Origin of the sequence: Limosilactobacillus gastricus PS3, assembly GCF_000247775.1 — a bacterium.
GTDB lineage: Bacteria > Bacillota > Bacilli > Lactobacillales > Lactobacillaceae > Limosilactobacillus > Limosilactobacillus gastricus_A.
Window position 1 is genome coordinate 29,935 of record NZ_AICN01000013.1, and the last position, 17,122, is coordinate 47,056.

General features: G+C 41.6%; 21 protein-coding genes and 1 other annotated feature. All 21 genes read right to left on the reverse strand.

The annotated features are described in order from the left end of the window. Positions 1-30 precede the first annotated feature (30 nt). The 21 genes from PS3_RS01115 to polA all read right to left on the reverse strand — a co-directional run bounded on the left by PS3_RS01115 (position 31) and on the right by polA (position 17,031). Positions 31-1,488: a HAMP domain-containing sensor histidine kinase gene (locus PS3_RS01115; protein WP_007121742.1), complete on the reverse strand. Its 1,458-nt coding sequence runs from the start codon at positions 1,486-1,488 to the stop codon at positions 31-33. A gap of 14 nt (positions 1,489-1,502) precedes the next feature. Beyond that, on the reverse strand, positions 1,503-2,189 hold the full coding sequence (locus tag PS3_RS01120; RefSeq protein WP_007121743.1) for a response regulator transcription factor: 687 nt from the start codon (positions 2,187-2,189) through the stop codon (positions 1,503-1,505). A gap of 135 nt (positions 2,190-2,324) precedes the next feature. Beyond that, positions 2,325-2,501, reverse strand: a complete 177-nt coding sequence (rpmF, locus tag PS3_RS01125) for a 50S ribosomal protein L32 (RefSeq protein WP_040467847.1) — start codon at positions 2,499-2,501, stop codon at positions 2,325-2,327. A gap of 52 nt (positions 2,502-2,553) precedes the next feature. Continuing rightward, positions 2,554-3,102 (reverse strand): YceD family protein, encoded by a 549-nt coding sequence (locus PS3_RS01130; RefSeq protein WP_007121744.1) that lies wholly within the window; start codon positions 3,100-3,102, stop codon positions 2,554-2,556. A 42-nt stretch (positions 3,103-3,144) separates the two neighbouring features. Continuing rightward, complete coding sequence (locus PS3_RS01135; RefSeq protein WP_007121745.1) at positions 3,145-4,302, reverse strand: nucleotidyltransferase; 1,158 nt, start codon at positions 4,300-4,302, stop codon at positions 3,145-3,147. A gap of 9 nt (positions 4,303-4,311) precedes the next feature. Further along, positions 4,312-5,049, reverse strand: coding sequence for a class I SAM-dependent DNA methyltransferase (locus PS3_RS01140; RefSeq protein ID WP_007121746.1), 738 nt, complete (start codon positions 5,047-5,049; stop codon positions 4,312-4,314). Continuing rightward, positions 5,049-5,405, reverse strand: a complete 357-nt coding sequence (gene rsfS / locus PS3_RS01145; protein WP_007121747.1) for a ribosome silencing factor — start codon at positions 5,403-5,405, stop codon at positions 5,049-5,051. The genes PS3_RS01140 and rsfS overlap by 1 nt, the downstream gene beginning before the upstream one ends. After that, on the reverse strand, positions 5,398-6,030 hold the full coding sequence (yqeK, locus tag PS3_RS01150; protein WP_007121748.1) for a bis(5'-nucleosyl)-tetraphosphatase (symmetrical) YqeK: 633 nt from the start codon (positions 6,028-6,030) through the stop codon (positions 5,398-5,400). The genes rsfS and yqeK overlap by 8 nt, the downstream gene beginning before the upstream one ends. After that, a complete protein-coding gene (locus PS3_RS01155) occupies positions 6,023-6,658 on the reverse strand; it encodes a nicotinate-nucleotide adenylyltransferase (RefSeq protein WP_007121749.1) in 636 nt (211 codons plus the stop codon). The genes yqeK and PS3_RS01155 overlap by 8 nt, the downstream gene beginning before the upstream one ends. Positions 6,659-6,672: 14 nt before the next feature. Beyond that, positions 6,673-6,984 carry a ribosome assembly RNA-binding protein YhbY gene (gene yhbY / locus PS3_RS01160; RefSeq protein ID WP_007121750.1) on the reverse strand — a complete coding sequence of 104 codons (312 nt, stop codon included), beginning with the start codon at positions 6,982-6,984 and terminating at the stop codon, positions 6,673-6,675. A gap of 10 nt (positions 6,985-6,994) precedes the next feature. Next, complete coding sequence (yqeH, locus tag PS3_RS01165) at positions 6,995-8,113, reverse strand: ribosome biogenesis GTPase YqeH (RefSeq protein WP_007121751.1); 1,119 nt, start codon at positions 8,111-8,113, stop codon at positions 6,995-6,997. Next, positions 8,114-8,641, reverse strand: coding sequence for a YqeG family HAD IIIA-type phosphatase (locus tag PS3_RS10240; protein WP_007121752.1), 528 nt, complete (start codon positions 8,639-8,641; stop codon positions 8,114-8,116). It abuts the gene before it with no gap. A 114-nt stretch (positions 8,642-8,755) separates the two neighbouring features. Next, a complete protein-coding gene (gene rplT, locus PS3_RS01175; RefSeq protein ID WP_007121753.1) occupies positions 8,756-9,109 on the reverse strand; it encodes a 50S ribosomal protein L20 in 354 nt (117 codons plus the stop codon). Positions 9,110-9,157: 48 nt separating this feature from the next. Continuing rightward, the gene (gene rpmI / locus PS3_RS01180) at positions 9,158-9,355 is read right to left on the reverse strand and encodes a 50S ribosomal protein L35 (protein WP_040467848.1); all 198 of its coding nucleotides are present in this window, start codon (positions 9,353-9,355) and stop codon (positions 9,158-9,160) included. A gap of 23 nt (positions 9,356-9,378) precedes the next feature. After that, the gene (infC, locus tag PS3_RS01185; RefSeq protein ID WP_176662241.1) at positions 9,379-9,909 is read right to left on the reverse strand and encodes a translation initiation factor IF-3; all 531 of its coding nucleotides are present in this window, start codon (positions 9,907-9,909) and stop codon (positions 9,379-9,381) included. A 22-nt stretch (positions 9,910-9,931) separates the two neighbouring features. Then, positions 9,932-10,072: a sequence feature (ribosomal protein L20 leader region), on the reverse strand. 46 nt (positions 10,073-10,118) lie between these two features. Continuing rightward, a complete protein-coding gene (gene dnaI, locus PS3_RS01190) occupies positions 10,119-11,051 on the reverse strand; it encodes a primosomal protein DnaI (protein ID WP_007121755.1) in 933 nt (310 codons plus the stop codon). Positions 11,052-11,065: 14 nt separating this feature from the next. Then, positions 11,066-12,430 (reverse strand): DnaD domain protein, encoded by a 1,365-nt coding sequence (locus PS3_RS01195; RefSeq protein WP_007121756.1) that lies wholly within the window; start codon positions 12,428-12,430, stop codon positions 11,066-11,068. Positions 12,431-12,435: 5 nt separating this feature from the next. After that, positions 12,436-12,888 (reverse strand): transcriptional regulator NrdR, encoded by a 453-nt coding sequence (nrdR, locus tag PS3_RS01200; protein WP_007121757.1) that lies wholly within the window; start codon positions 12,886-12,888, stop codon positions 12,436-12,438. Between the two features lie 51 nt (positions 12,889-12,939). Continuing rightward, complete coding sequence (gene coaE / locus PS3_RS01205; protein ID WP_007121758.1) at positions 12,940-13,533, reverse strand: dephospho-CoA kinase; 594 nt, start codon at positions 13,531-13,533, stop codon at positions 12,940-12,942. Next, the gene (gene mutM / locus PS3_RS01210; protein ID WP_007121759.1) at positions 13,526-14,365 is read right to left on the reverse strand and encodes a DNA-formamidopyrimidine glycosylase; all 840 of its coding nucleotides are present in this window, start codon (positions 14,363-14,365) and stop codon (positions 13,526-13,528) included. The genes coaE and mutM overlap by 8 nt, the downstream gene beginning before the upstream one ends. 2 nt (positions 14,366-14,367) lie before the next feature. Further along, positions 14,368-17,031 (reverse strand): DNA polymerase I, encoded by a 2,664-nt coding sequence (gene polA / locus PS3_RS01215; protein ID WP_007121760.1) that lies wholly within the window; start codon positions 17,029-17,031, stop codon positions 14,368-14,370. Positions 17,032-17,122: the final 91 nt, after the last annotated feature.

The following is a 17,122-nucleotide window of genomic DNA, read 5'->3' on the forward strand; positions in this document are numbered from 1 at the left end:
TTTAGGTGCCACTGGTCTCTTTTTTTGCTACTAATCTTTTTCATCAATTATTGGCAATTTAACCGTAAATACTGACCCCGATCCCAAGGTGCTTTCTAGGGTGATCATACCATGATATCCCTCGATCAATCGCTTAGCAATGGCCAATCCAAGCCCATTGCCACCCTTCTTTCGGCTCCGTGCTTTATCAACCCGATAAAAGCGATCAAAGACTTTATCAATATCTTCATCCGCGATCCCTTCTCCATAATCCTGAATCCCAATTTCTACAAAATTAGCACTTCGGGATAAGGAAAAATCCACTTCAGGACGATTGGTAGAATATTTTACAGCATTATCACAAAGGATAATCATTATCTGTTCCAAATGATCATGATATATTGGCGAAATCACTTCGCCAGGTAAATCATCATCCATCACAAAAGTATAATCAGGATGGATCATCTTAAAGTTATTATAAACCTGCATTACCACTTCTTTAACCGGTGTGGTGGCATCGCGGAAGTTTAATTCCACTTGTTCAGCACGACTTAGATCCAACATCTCTTGAACCAAATTATTCATCCGTTCCGTTTCCTTTAGTGAAGCTTGAATCGAGTCAGCTAAAACTTGGGGATCATCTTTTCCCCATCGATCCAGTAATTGCATATGTCCCTGGATAATAGCCACAGGAGTTCGTAGTTCATGAGAAACATCGCCCACAAATTGTGACTGTTGGTCAATATACCGTTGTGTGCGATCCAACATCTGATTAAACATGGTTGACAGTTCACTTAATTCATCATTTTGCCGTAATTCGGGAACCCGCACGTCTTTCGTTGGATCATCGCTAATCGCCTTCACCGTGTCTTCAATATCATTAAGGGGCCGCAAAAAGAACCACGATAAGAAATATCCCATCAAACCACTTAGGATTACCACTAATAATAAGGCGATCACGACTACTAGGAGTTGACGCTGGTAGCGCTGGTGATAAGTATTCAGATTATTTTCAATCTGTAAATAACCAATTACTTGATGATCTTTCGAACGAATTGGCATCCGTCCCACCAAAATTTGATGGTCATTGCCTCGCATTAAAGAAATCGTACGTTGGTTACTGGTTTTAAATTTGACTTGAACCTTACCAAGCTGATAAATTACTTTCCCCTGCTGATTATAGATTGCCATCTCAATTTGAGAATTACTTAGTCCTCGAACAATATCCCGTGAGAAAACTGCTTTACTGGAAGTGGATCCCACTTCCGAATTAATCTCTTGCTTAATCTGTTGCGAAGATAAAGTATCCAGATGATTATTAATTTGCTCACTGACCGAAGTCATCGTCGACGAAAGCGTTTGGCGCTCTTGGCGAAGTAAATCTTGCGTGAATGAACTAAAAATAATGACAATCAATAAAATTGAAATAAGCCAAGAGCCCACGGCAGTACCGAGGGCCCATTTTAATTTCAATGATAGAAAGCGCTTGGTTGAAGCTTGATTTTCCATTCATTTCACCACTTTTAGGAACGAATTACATACCCAGTTCCCCGTACTGTTTGAATGTAACTTGGTTCTCCTGGACGATCAATCTTGTTCCGCAGATAACGAATGTAAACATCAACGACATTCGTCTCAACATTGGTATCGTATCCCCAAACCTTACTTAGCAAGTCCTTCCGAGACATTACCACGTTAATGTTCTCCATTAGGATTAACAATAATTCGTATTCCCGCTTCGTTAAGTTGATTACTTCTTCGTCCCGTCGAACAATCCGATTTTCTTTTTCAATTACTAGATCCTTATAGGTCACCTTAGTTTGGTGATCAGAAGCGTTATCTTCTTCAATACTGATCCGTCGTAAGAGAGCCCGGACCCGGGCTAATAATTCTTCAATTGCAAACGGCTTAACAATGTAATCATCCGCCCCATGATCTAATCCCGAAACCCGATCAATCACTGAATCACGAGCCGTCATGATAATGATAGGCGTATTCTTAACTTCCCGAACCCGCCGGGCGACTTCTAACCCATTCAGTTCTGGCAACATTAAGTCCAATAAAATGACATCATAATCATCTGCTAAAGCCGCTTCTAACCCCTCACGACCATCTAAGGCTACTTTGGTTTCATAACCCTCATGTTTCAATTCTAGTTCAACGAAATGTGCTAAATTTTCTTCGTCTTCAATAATTAGTACTCGACTCATAAATTCCTACTCCTTCAAGGATAAAATAATATAACCCTGAATATTTTATCATAAAACCCTAATTAATTCTCTGATTTTATGATAAAAGAAAAAGCTTCTCCAGGTCCGGCACCGAAGAGAAGCTTTTACCATATCTTAGTTGTTAGCAGCCACTTGCTTACCGTTGTAGTATCCACAACTTGGGCAAACCATGTGTGACTTCCGTAATTCACCACAATTTGGACATGCAGTTAAACCAGGTACAGTTAACTTAATGTGTCCACGACGATTACGCTTCCGCGTTTTTGATGTTTTCCGTGCTGGAACAGCCATGCTTAACACCTCCTTATAATTTTCTTATCCACTAGTGGTTTTTAGCCGTTCGCTATTTACCATTATCCTGATCAGGAAATAAATTTTTTAACTTAGCGAAACGTGGATCAACCTGTTGATGCTGTTGCTGGTCTAACTGATCTTCAGTTATCACTGACCAATCCTTCCCTTTAGGAAGCGCCTCGCCAGCTTTCTCAGCAGCAGTTAAAACTTTTAATGGAATTTGTTCCACAATATTCTCTGACAAAATTCGATCTAAATCAATTAACTCATCATCTTCTAAATAGAAAACTACTTCATCGTCATCATATCGATCAAAATGACTGTGCTCGTTGGTATAAGACTCAGTAATGTCAAAAGAAAGTTGTAATTCCACTGGTTCTAGCGAACGACTCGATGGTGTTGTCACCGTAGTGTCAACATGCATCCCGATCGTCGCATCACCTTTATCAAATGACCAATAACCATCCACTTTAATTGGCGCGACCGCCAAAATCTGTTCTGGAAATCGTTTCGTCATCATTGCGTTGAGATCAAAAGTGGTTGCCAGATGAAGTGGTTCATCATGGTAACGTGATAAGTCTTCCAGAGACCATTTCATAGCTTTTCCTCCTAATGCAACATTTTTTATTATACGCATCCCCTATTCGCTTGTCAATGTTATTTCCTTGACAGTGCGAATTGGCGCATGTTTCATATCTTGTTCAACCTTAGTAAAGTTTTGATATAACTTTCCTGCTCGATAATCCAGGTTAAAGCGTCCATCCCGTTCATCCCGATTCACCTTTACAATTAAGGGAAAGTCGAGCTGTTTTTTCACTTGATTTAAATAAGCTTGACCAACTTGGTTAAACCCTAAGATATGGTGATAAGGGACTTGTTGATGGCGATCATGTTCGACCTTGCTAATATTCAAAATGACATATAAAGATAAGCGACTTAAATAAGCATAAGTATACCGCTTGGTTTTCACTAACCGAATAAAATCAGCATAGGTTAAAGCACGTTGAGCTGCTTCCTTCATACGATATTCAATTCCTTCACCCATTTGGTAAATTTGTTGAAGCCATTCAACAGGTGTTTGAATCAATTGGTTTCGTAAAATTGGGTATAAAAGGTCCCACGATGGTAAGCGCTGTAATTGAGCTAAATCACTGACGGTAGTTGCGGGAACGGTATTTTTAATGGTTTTTAGATCTGACCAAGCGGCCCGAATCGCACTGGCACTGGCGAGCCTACCAGTAATAGTTTGATCATGATAATCATTGCCTCGTCGCTGAATTGGTAACAAATTCATGGTATAGTGCCCCTCTTGACGCGCTTTATAATAGGCAAAAGCTAGAATATCGTTAGGATCAGTCAGCGAATAACCAGTTTGAGCACTCAATTGTTGATTAAATTGGGTAGCGTAGGTTGCATGATAATCCTTAAAATCGCTAGCCTTGAACCTAGCTTCTGCAGCAACCAAGGAGTCAAAGTTCCAAGCTGGATGTTCGGCACCAAAAACCACGGTTACTACCTGAAGATCATTTAATAATCTTAATGCCCCTTCCGCAAAACGATGCGCTGGTTGGATGGCATTAAAAACCGGCAACTCGACCACGAGGTCTACCCCATTAGCCAAGGCGGCTTGGGTACGTTGCCACTTATCTAAAATGGTTGGCTCCCCACGTTGGGTAAAATTACCGCTCATTACAGCCACCACTACATCAGCACCTGTTAGTTGCCGTGCCTGCTGGAGATGATAACAATGTCCGTTATGAAACGGATTGTATTCAGCTACTAAACCCAGTGCTTGCATCCAATCCTCCTATTTTTGACAAATAAAGAACCAACGAGTAGTGTGCTCATCAACAGCCGCTTTCCCAAAATCAGCTCGTACTTGAATCTTTTGATAACCTAATTTTTCCAAAGTCTTTAGCACCCATTCGCGGGGATACGAACGTTGAAAGTGCATTTCCGAAATACGATCATATTGACCATTATTAGACTGTACAAAGAAAGTTAAATCATGAATTACCCCATGGTCAACATCATCGTCTGCAAAACTTTGCCACATAAAAGCGCGTTGATGATCCTCATCTTGGTAATTAAACATATAACCGGGATAGACCTGATCCATTTGATAAGGTGACATCATATCAAAGATAAAATGCCCCCCATCTTCAAGATGGGCATAGATTTCACTCAATGCCTGTTGGAATTCAGCAAAATTGTCAAGATAACATAAAGAATCCGCAAAACAAGTAATCACTGGATACTTTGGTAAATCACCAAGCGCTAACATATTCCCTTCAACTAGCATTAAGTCAACTTGCGCCGCTTCCCGATGTTCAACCGCTAAACTCAACATCTCTGGCGATAAATCAAGATCTGTCATTTCGTAGCCACGTTGAGCCAATAAAACTGCTAATCGACCGGCCCCACCAGCGACATCCAAAATTGCCGTTGGTTGTGGGACGATGGTTTGGACAAAATCAGCCCAAGCTTGATACATATCATCATCGAATAATTCATCGTACAGGCGCGCAAAAGTTTGGTAGATCATTAATCCTTAATCCAATCGTTAATATTAACTAAAGGTGCTTCCGACCAAAGTTTTTCCAAATTATAAAATTGGCGCGTTTCTTCGCGGAAAATGTGCACCACCACTTCACCTAGGTCAACTAAGATCCATTGGGCCGCGTTTTTACCTTCGACACTACCAATTGGTAATTTTAATTCATGTGCCTTTTTTACAATGGCATCAGAGATGGCTTGAACTTGCCGATTTGATCCCCCCGTCATTACTACAAAGTAATCGGCCATAGGGCTAATTTGATCAACTTTTAAAGCTACAATATCTTCTGCTCGGCGACCATCCGCCTCCGTTACCACCATTTTTAAAATTTCTTCGCTATTCATCTAGTAAAAATTCCTTTCTGTATTGCGGGACCCATGCATTATAGGTATCGATGGTTGCTGGATATACCGAAGCACCTTTTTGAACTAAGTAATTTAAGGTGTGCCAGGTTTGAAAGGCCACTCCCTTTGCTAAGGACTGCTGTGTGATTTGGCGCGCCTGATCAACCCCTGGAAAGTCTCGACCAGGTTCAATATAATCAGCCATGTAAAGCACTTGAGATAATTTAGTCATGACTGGGCCTCCAAACGTATGCTGGCGAATAGCATCCAAAATTCGTTGGTCATGAACTAACAATTCATCGGCGACCATCTCAGCCCCCACAACTCCATGCCAAATGGCGTTGCCAGCGGATAGCAAATCAGGCTCTAATTGTTTCGCCTTAATTACCTGTATAAAATCCTCAGCTGGTCGTTCCTTGGCATAATCGTGACAAAGCCCGGCAATACTAGCCAACTGTTCATCAACTCCGTACTGGCGCGCTAATTGTCGTGCCGTAGTTTCAACGCGTAAAACATGCTTAAAACGTTCCGGACTCAAAGCGGCTTGAATTTTGGTTACTAATTGATCCCGATCTAGGTAAGCAAATTCACCGGTATACTTAAATTGTTGGTCATTATTAGTCAAGGTATAATTGATGCTCCTTTATATAATTTTCCACACCTGCTGGAACCATATATTTAATTGATTGTCGATTCCTGATCCGTTCCCGAATGGCCGACGAACTAAAATCAACCGTCGGGACATCGACCCAAATAACGGGATAATTGGTATTATTCTCGGCTCCTTGTCGACGGACCCCGACAAAATTAACCATCTTCATTAAATCATCAATGCGATACCAGGTTGGTAAATAATCAACCATATCGCCTCCGATGATGAAATAGTAATCATTTTCAGGGTGTCGTTCTTTTAGTTCCTTAATCGTATCATAGCTATACGAAATTCCTCCCCGGTTAATCTCCGCCATTTCAATACCTAAATATGGATTGTCATCAATCGCTAATTTCAACATATCAACCCGATATTCAGCCGCCACCGCAGACTTTTGGTCAACATGGGGAGGAATTAGATCTGGCAAAAAATCGACCCGATCTAACCCTAAGGTTTTACCAACTTGATCGGCTACTAAAAGATGCGCATTGTGGACTGGGTTAAAGGTCCCACCATACAAACCAATTCGTCGATGCCGAAAACTAGTTAATGGTTGTACTTCAACCTTTGGAATCATCCGAACTGCAGATTTAATCGGCATCCCCGTCACTTCCTTTAAATCTTTTCAACCTGTTCCGAGAGTTGACGTAACTCTGGATCTTTAGCAACCTTAAATAAAACCAATACCCGACCAATTTTTTGGACGACTTGAATATCACTTTGCGATTCAATATATGCTTTGACTTCGCTAGTTGTTTCATCTGCATTTTGTAAAATGCTGACTTTGATTAATTCGCGTTTATCTAAGGCCCCCGATAGTTGAGCTAGCCAAGCTGGCGTTAAACCATTTTTTCCCACCGAAGACAGGGGTTGTAAGTGATTAGCTTGGGCTCGTAAAAAACGCTTTTGTTTCCCTCGTAAATGCATTTTGTTCTCCTTATATCATGGCTGGACGAATCAGTACGGCAACCCCCTTTGGTGCCCATCCAGCTACTACTGTCCCAGCGGGGATTGTCATCCAACCCAAACCTTCAAAGACTAAATCAGATTTTTGCTTAATAGCAAATTCATATCGTTCTAATGGTGGAAAATCGGCCAGATCGTCAGTACTTGGTGGTGTCAATAAACCACCTAAATGCTTATGATAAAAATCGTCTGCATGGGCTAACTTAGTCCGATGCATTGGTAGATTATTATCAAAATACCCGACAATCCCCACCTTTGGTCCCTTTAAGTAATCAAACCGCGCTACCCCACCTAAAAAGATCGTTTGTTGATCTTGTAATTGGTAGGTTCGTGGTTTAATTTCCTTTTGTGGTGTCACCACTTTTAGATCTTTAGCTGGCAGAACATGAGCCATCTGGGCTTGGTGAATAATTCCTGGGGTATCAACTAATTGATGGCCATCATCCAGCGGGATCTCTATTTGATCCAAGGTAGTTCCCGGAAAACGAGAAGTCGTAATTAGATCTTTAATTCCAGTCCGTAATTTAATGATTTGGTTAATTAAGGTCGATTTTCCAACATTAGTAACCCCTACCACATAGACATCCCGATCATTGCGTCGGCGATCAATTTCTTTCAAAAGGTCCTCAATTTGATGATTCTTTTTGGCTGAAACCAAGACCGTTGAAATTGGTCGAATCCCGGCTTGATTAACTTGTTGGCGTAACCAGTCACGTAATTTATTCCGACGTAATGAGCTAGGTAAGAGATCTTCCTTATTCCCAACTAACATGACTGGATTATCACCGACAAAGCGATGTAAACCCGGAATTAAGCTCCCATTAACATCAAAAATATCCACGACATAAACGATCAGAGACTTGGTGTCACGGATATGGCTTAAGAGCCGCAAAAAGTCGTCATCCGTTAATGAAACCGGGGCAATTTCATTATAATGGCGTAAGCGAAAACACCGCTGACAATATAATTCGCCACTTTCTAACCCTTTTTGGACTGCTGACGCCGGAGTATAGCCTAATTCATCTGGATGGTCGGATTGAATTACCGCTCCACACCCAATACATCTTAATTCATCATCAACCGTCGCCATTTACTTTAACTCCTTTTGCCATTGCATTTGAGAATCTTGGCCTTGCAATAATCGCATCACTTGCTTTTCCATCATTCGATTCGGTTTCGTAATCCATTTATCGCTAGGTAAGAGTGGTTTAACTAGGATACTACGAATTCCAGCACCATTCGCCGCTAAAATATCTGTCATAATCTGATCACCTACCATCACCACTTCTGAAGGTGCTAACTGCATCTTTTTTAAGGTCCGATTGATACCAACCGGAAGTGGTTTTAAAGCGCGTGAAACAAATGGTAATCCAATTTTTTCAACGGCACGCCCAATTCGGTCATGGCTGTTATTAGAAACCACAATTAATTGAATTTGTGCGTCAGCCAATTTACGCATCCATTCCCGTAATTCAGGAGTCCCATCTGGATTGTTCCAAGCAATTAAGGTATTATCCAAATCACTGAATACTACATGAATTCCCATTTGTTTTAATTGGTCCGGATCAATATCACTAAACCGTTCAATCATCCAGGTTGGTTTAAATCGTGCTAACAATCTTGTTCCCTCGTTTCTTTGATCCTTCCATTATACCGATTGTTAGAAAGTGGATCAATCTTTATCGGTAGGGCCAAAATAAAAAGGACTGACCATGCCAGTCCTTGATCTAATTTAGTTTAAAGCCTTCTTAGCTTCGTCAACTAATGCCTTAAACGCATCAGCATCGTTAACAGCTAAATCAGCCAACATCTTCCGGTTAAGATCAATATTAGCTAACTTCAAACCGTGCATTAACTTACTGTAGCTAATGTCGTTCATCCGTGCACCAGCGTTGATCCGCGTGATCCATAATTGACGGAAGTTTCGCTTATTAACCTTCCGGTCACGGAAAGCATAAGTTCCACTCTTCATCACTTGGTCTTTAGCCGTCTTGAAAAGACGGTGCTTTGAACCAGTGTATCCCTTAGCTAACTTCATGATGCGCTTCCGACGAGCGCGCGTAACAGTTCCACCTTTAACTCGCATTGTGGTGTCCTCCTAGTAATTTTAATTATTTAAATCTCGCCTACTAAATTACTTAGCAGGAACCATCTTCTTGTAACGACTAACGTTACTCTTGTCCATCATGCTTAAGCCACGTAATTGACGACGTTGCTTCTTCGTTTTACCGTGGAAACGGTGGCTAGTAAATGAGTTACCACTCTTAAATCCACCATTAGCAGTACGCTTAAAACGCTTAGCAGCAGACTTCTTTGTCTTCATCTTTGGCATAACTATATCCTACCTTCTTAATTTTATTTTTTCTGCTTATCGGACAAGGGAGCAAGAGTTAGGAACATGCTCCGTCCTTCCATCTTTGGTCGTTGTTCAACGGTGGCAATATCTTTTGTTTCCTCTGCCATCCGTTCAATCATGTCTCGACCAATATCCTTATGTGTGATCGCCCGACCACGGAAACGAAGCGAGACACGGACTTTATCACCTTTTTCGATAAACTTCCGCACCCGACTTAATTTCACATTAAAGTCGTTCGTATCAATTGTGGGACTCAAGCGGATTTCTTTAACCGCCGTGGTCTTTTGGTTCTTCCGGTTTTCCCGTTCTTTCTTTTGCATCTCAAAACGGTACTTACCATAATCCATAATCCGCGCAACTGCTGGACGTGCCTTTGGTGCAACTAGGACTAAATCTAAGTCGGCTGCTTCCGCTAATTGCAACGCTTCCGCCTTCGTCTTTACTCCTAATTGTTCCCCGTTTTGATCGATTAACCGAACTTCACGGGCACGAATTCCATCGTTGACAAACATTCCTTGAGCTATGTTAATACACCTCCAATATCAATGATCTGGTATCAAAAAAGCGACGTGCAATTTTGCACCCCGCACCATTAATTTACTAGTCTAAAACATATAAATATGCCAGTAATTAAGTGATTTGCCCGGTTACTCTAGTAACCTAGGCGAGAAGCGGGTGCTTCTGCTTTTTATCAACGATTATTACTTTAACTAACTTTCGACCATTTGTCAATCATTCCTTAGGACATTCGCAAATTATTTCCTTGTACATCAATCTCACGCGATAAGTACTGGATCCGTTGCATAATTCGTTTAGCCTTCAGCGGTTCAACATTATCCTTGTTATCTTCAGCCAAATGATTTTCTAACTCATTCATGGTCATATTAGATGAAAAGAAGGTCGGCAGTTCTGCTTGCATCCGATATTCTAAAATCACCGCTAACAAATCATCCCGCGCCCAAGCGGTCATGACGTCGGCTCCAATATCATCAATCATTAAGATGGGTGCCTGACTCACCTGATCACGTTCCTCGTTTAAGGTTCGGTTTTGGATAGCTTGGCGCATTTTCACGACAAATGAAGGAAAATGCAAAATGGTTGTTTTAACATTGCGCTTCGCTAATTCATTGGCTGTTGCTCCCAACAAGTAGGTCTTTCCGACCCCAAAACTACCTGACAAATAAAGTCCCGGCTGAAAATGATCAACTGAATAATTCATACAGAATTTTAGTGCTTCTTCCAGGGCCAAGTTCCGCGATGGTGATCCTTGTTTTTCATCCGTATAAAAATCATCAAAGTTAGCAGCTGGCAACCACTTCGGCATGCTAATTATCGTGACACGATCGCGCAGTTCTTTAGCTCGTTGTTCGGCGCGTAATTGGGCGCTTGGGACATAGGCTACATCAATTTGCCCAGCATTAATTAATAATTTGGGTTGATAACCAGGCGCAATAGAAGTTTGATTTTGTAAAATCAAGTGATTTTCGTGGAAAAATTCATATAACTTGGAATAGTCCCGTTGCACACTTTCGGGGGTCAATTCTGCTTGATGTTGATTTAAAAAGGCTTGAATCTGTGGATCGGAAAAAACTCGCTCAACGGTTTTTTGATATTCCTGATTATTAGCTTGAGCTTGCATCCGTTTCATCATCGCCACACTTAATGATTGCATATTGAACCTCCTCTCTAGGGTTGATTATTTTGTTGTTGACGTAATTTAGATTTCAGATTTTCAATATTAGATAAATTGCCTTCATCCGTCGCTTTTTTCGCTGGTCGTGGTTGGTAATCGGCTTTCTTTGCCCATTCTGGCAGCTGTTCTTTAACGTGCTTCCCATTACTAGTACGCCTTGATTGACGTGATTTAGTCTGGCGTTGCTTTCGAAAGTCTTTTAAAGCTCGAATGGCATCACTAGCCGACTGCACCCCTTTTCGGGTCCAGGTATTAGCAATGGCATCCACTAAATTAGCATTCAGAGAAGCTTTCCCTTGCTCTACTATAACATAATGTAAAAGAACATTAATAGCGCTAATCGGTAAGGTTTGCGCTTCCACCAAACGTTCTAAAGTATAGCGTTCATTATTACTAACATAGCCACTATTGGTCGCATTTTTTAATCCCGTCAAATAATCTAAAGGCGAGTAGGCTTGCACCTGTTGAACTAATTGCTTTTCAACTTCCGATAAATCACGTAGATCTTCATTGGAATTGGACGTTTGGGCGCTAGGCTGACGGCTCGCTTGTCCTTGTTGACGGACCAATTGCTTAAACCGGTCAACATCAAATTGATTATTGGTGACATCAACTGCCTTAATCATTAATTCGGCTAATTGAAACTCATCTAATTGATATAAAAGATGCTCCGCCATAATCACTTGATGATAATCAGTCATGACCTGATGATCAATTCCCTGCAATTGTAATTGTTGGCCTAATAATTCCCAGTCAAAAGCTGGATCACTCACCTTCGAAGACTTGGATTTAACTAGTGCATTGGTTTGCCGGGCAGTTTCGATCACTGGATCAACCTGCTTTAATGCTTGTTTACCAATCGTATAAACGTCTAAAAAGGGTGTGGTGACTTCCGCTAGCTCACTAGACTTCAAATAATATTGGTTTGCCCTTTGAGATAACTGATTAAAGGCTTGTTCACCAACCATTTGTAGTAATAGAACACTTAGTAAATCATCTGCTAAAAATTCATCTGGCGATAAGGTCGGATGCAACTCATAAACAAGTACTTCGCCCAAATCGTCGATTTGCTGAAAAGTTTTTAGCAAGCCTAATGCTTCTAATTGCTGTCTTCCTTGATCAATCGCTTGAATCCCGGCCCCAAGTTGCACCATTAGCTTTTGGTGCGGTTGCCGGTCCGTTAGCACTGGGTGGACAGAGAGATTTAACTGTAAAGCATAAAAAAGCCCCATAGCAGTGGGACTCATCAATGGCTGATAAAAATTAAGAAATGTCGTTTGGTCAAATTTACCAAAATCAGGACTCAAAGAGACTACATAGCCCGTTTGAGACTGTAATCGAACCAGATTGTTCCCCATGACACTCACTTCTTCTCCATTGATTCAATTTCCTTACGAAAAGCTTCAACATCCTTAAATTCACGATAAACACTAGCAAAGCGAATATAGGCAATTTCATCAACTGGCTTTAATTCGTTCATCACAAATTCACCGATCGCTTGCGTGGATATCTCAGTTTCCCCTAACCGCCGGGCTTGGGACTCAACCTTATCAGCAATTTCAGTTAAGGTTTGCATGCCGACTGACCGTTTCTCAGCCGAACGAATCAAGCCGTTCAATAACTTCTGCCGATTAAATGGTTCCCGGCTGCCATCTTTTTTGATCACTAACAATGGAATCTCTTCATAACGTTCAAAGGTCGTAAATCGGAAACCACAGTTAGGGCATTCCCGACGCCGTCGAATACTCGAGCCATCATCGGCTGGTCGACTGTCGATTACCCGTGATCCTTCTTGTCGGCAATGTGGACAAATCATTGCTCTATCCCCTCTCAACTTGTTTTATTAATTATATCACATGAATATCATTTACGATAATTTAGCCAGGGCTTGATCAACTTGGTGATATAAACCAGATTGATTATTATCATTCATCAAGACCACATCGGCCCTGGCCATCTTTTCGGTCAAGGGATACTGAGCTGCGATCCGGGCTTGAGCCGCTGCTTGATCCAAATGATCCCGAGCCATTAGACGGGTCAGTTGCTGCTGAGGAGAACAAGCGACCACCCAGGTCAAGTCACATCTTTGCTCCCAGCCCGTCTCAAATAACAAGGGAATGTCCAGGACCACTACTGGACATCGCTGGGCTTTTAATTCTTCAAAACGCCCTAAAATGGTCCGAAAAATTAACGGATGGAGGATCTGGTTTAACTTCTGGCGAGCCTGTGAATCAGCAAACACAACCTTACCTAATTGTGCTCGATTAAGGCTGCCATCAGGATTGATAACCTCTTTACCAAAGGCTTCTTGAATTAAAGCGAGCCCCTTGGTTCCTGGTTCGACAACTTGGCGAGCTACTATGTCAGCATCAATTATTTTTAACCCTTTGGTTCTTAAATACTGACTGACGGTTGATTTACCGGTGGCAATTCCGCCGGTCAAGCCAATTACCTTAGTCATTTTGACCTCGTAAGGGCTGGCACTGCGGACAATATGTGGTGCCACGTTGAGCTACCTTTATTTTAATCATCGTCGTTCCACACCGAGGACAAGGCTCGCCAGCATGTCCATAGGCTTGGAGTTCATTTTGAAACTCGCCCGCATTACCAAAGGCATTTTTGAAGGTATGGACGGTAGTTCCATGTAACTTCGTTGCCCTTTTAATCTCACTGATAATACTTTTTCGCAATATACTTGCTTGGGTATCTGACAAGGAATTTGCCGGTTGCTCAGGATTAATCTTGGCCATCCATAAGACTTCATCACAATAGATATTCCCCAAGCCCGCTACATGCGATTGGTTCAATAGGAACGGCTTAATCTTGCCGCGACTGTGCTTCAAAATATCGATAAAATAATCTAACTTAAAATCATGTTCCGTTGGTTCCGGACCAATCGTTTTTAAGCCTCCCACTTCATATTCATTCCCCGTTTTAACCAAAGTCATCCGGCCAAATTTCCTGGTATCGCGATAACAGAGATCCGTTTGATCTGTAAAATGGAAAATGACGTGCGTATGTTTATCTACTTCACCGCCTGTGGGTTGGTTAAAATAACTTCCTTCCATTCGGAGGTGGGAAACCATCGTTAATTGATTCGTAAATCGAAAGAGCAAATACTTTCCTCGACGATCAATATCCGTAATGGTCTGTCCGATTAAAGCTTGGCGGAATTCTTCAACATCATTTGTAATGGTTTTTCCATACAAAACATCAATCCCATTAATTTGCCGCCCGGCCGCAATTCGCATCAATCCCCGACGAACTGTTTCTACTTCTGGTAACTCAGGCATTGTTAATCCTCAATTTTCTTTAAATCATACCAAGTTGGTCCAACTTTACTTTCAACTTTTAGCGGGACAGATAACTTAACTGCCGAATCCATCACCTCCGTCACAACTTGACGAAGGGTGGCTAACTCTTCTTTCGGTGCTTCAAATACCAATTCGTCATGGATTTGCAGGAGCATCCGAGCTTGCAAATGATGTGCAGCAAGCGCTGGTCCCATTCTGATCATGGCAATTTTAATAATATCAGCCGCGCTCCCTTGAATAGGTGTATTCATAGCGGTCCGCTCAGCAAAAGAACGCAAATTAAAGTTTTTAGCATGAATATCTGGCAAATACCGGCGCCGATGGGTAATGGTTTCAACATAACCTTGCTGCCGAGCAGTTTCGACAATCGACTTGGTATAGTCATGAACTCCTGGAAATTCAGCAAAATAACTCTCAATAAAAGTTTTCGCCTGTTTAGGACTGACATTAATATTTTGGGCTAGTCCATAATCACTAATTCCATATACAATCCCAAAATTGACGGCCTTCGCTTGACGCCGCATGTTAGGGGTGACTTCTTCGTCGGGTAAGAGATGAAAGATCCGTCGGGCAGTTGCTGCGTGAATATCCTCACCATTGATAAAGTCCGCTTGCATATTTTGATCGCCACTAACATGGGCTAAAACCCGCAGTTCCACTTGTGAGTAGTCCGACGAGAAGATTTCCCAACCCGGTTCACTCGGTACAAAGGCCTGTCGGATTCGTCGACCTTCTTCGACACGAACCGGAATATTTTGTAAATTGGGGTCGACCGAAGATAGACGTCCCGTTTGCGTCAAAGTTTGTAGATAGCGAGTGTGAATCTTGTGGTCATCAGGATGAATTACCTTCAGCAGCCCAGTTACATAGGTAGACTGGATTTTGGCAATCTGCCGATATTGTAAAATCAAATCAACTACTGGGGCCTGGTCACGTAGCTTCTCTAAAACACTCACCGCTGTTGAATAGCCAGTTTTGGTCTTCTTAATCACCGGTAATTTTAACTTTTCAAAAAGAATTACCCCTAGTTGTTTAGTTGAATTAATGTTGAATTCTTCACCGGCCGCTTGATAGATTGCTTGCTCCAATTCACTCAGTCGCTCAGTTAGTTGGCTTTGCATCTGAGTTAAAGTGCTAGTTTTCACCATTACACCATCAATTTCCATTTGAGCCAGAACTGCTGACAGTGGCCGTTCAATATCAGTGTATAAGGATAGTTGTTCATTCGCCTTTAACTGGTCAAACAGCGGCTGCCGCAATTCATAAATGGCGCGAGCCTTATTAGCTAAATGCGTGTAAAAAATTTCATTATCCTCCGGCACGGCTCGTTTCGCCCCTTTGCCGTAGACTACTTCATCAGGTTGCACATCATGATAATCATGAACTTGGGCTAGTAAACCTAGATCATCACTATTTTCATTCGTATCTAACAGATAAGAAGCTAATAATAAATCAAATGCTACGTGATGAAGCGATACCCCTAATCGATGCAAGGCTACCAGTTGTGCCTTCGCATTAAAGACATCTTTTTTGATTTCATCATTAGCCAATAATTGCTTAATTGCTGGTTTTTGCAAAAGATTAATATCTCGACTCACTAACCAACAATCGGGACTGCCTAAGACAAAACCAACTGGTTGAGCCAAATGATAATTTGCTTCTAGCATTTCTAGATGAAAAACCAAGCTGGTCTTAAATTGATCTAGTAAGGATAGATTATCCGCCGTTAATTCTACGTATTGAACGGGTTTAACAGTCGGTACGGGAGCTTCAACGCCCATTTGAGATAAAAACGATTGGAAATTTAATTCCCGATATAACTCCGCTAAGGCTTCCTGATCAGGTCCTTGATAGGTTAAATCTGTTAGCTGTACTTCAACTGGGGCATCACGTTTAATCGTCGCTAAAGTTTGGCATTCCCGGGCAATCTTTTCCTCATTGATTAGGTTTTCCTTCCGCTTACTTGGTTTCATGTCTTGAACATGCTCGTATAAGCCATCGAGAGAGCCATACTCTTGAATCAAACTAACTGCTGTTTTTTCGCCAATCTTAGTAACGCCTGGATAATTATCCGAGCTATCCCCCATTAACGCCTTCACGTCAATGTATTGAACCGGCGTCACGCCCAGTTTTTCTTGCATATATTCAGGCGTATAATCTTCCGTTTGGGTTACCCCTTTTTTCGTTACCGCCACCGTGGTTTGCGGAGTCACTAATTGGGTTAAATCCCGATCACCGGTAATAATCGTAGTTTCGTATCCCGCTTGATCAGCTTCTTGGGCTAAGGTGCCAATAATGTCATCGGCTTCATAATTAGGCAACTCATAACTTTGAATTCCGCTATCTTGAACCAGCCGCCGAACATAGGGGATTTGTTCGGTTAATTCACTAGGCGTTTTATCACGACTTCCCTTGTAATCATCAAACAACTGAGTTCGAAAAGTAACCTTTCCCGCATCAAAAGCCACCAACGCAGCATCCGGCTGATATTCTGCTAAGACATGGTCAAGCATTAGTTTAAATCCATAAATCGCTGCGGTATGTAAGCCATCTTGATTCGTGAATCGCTCTAATTGATTATGCATGGCGAAGAAAGCCCGAAACATAATACTATTACCATCGATCAATAATAATTGTTTTGCCATTTTAACTCCCCATTAACCGTTCGTATTCATTGTTCAATTGTACCAAACATTTATCAGAATTTTTAATCTGATGCCTAATTACCTGATAAAT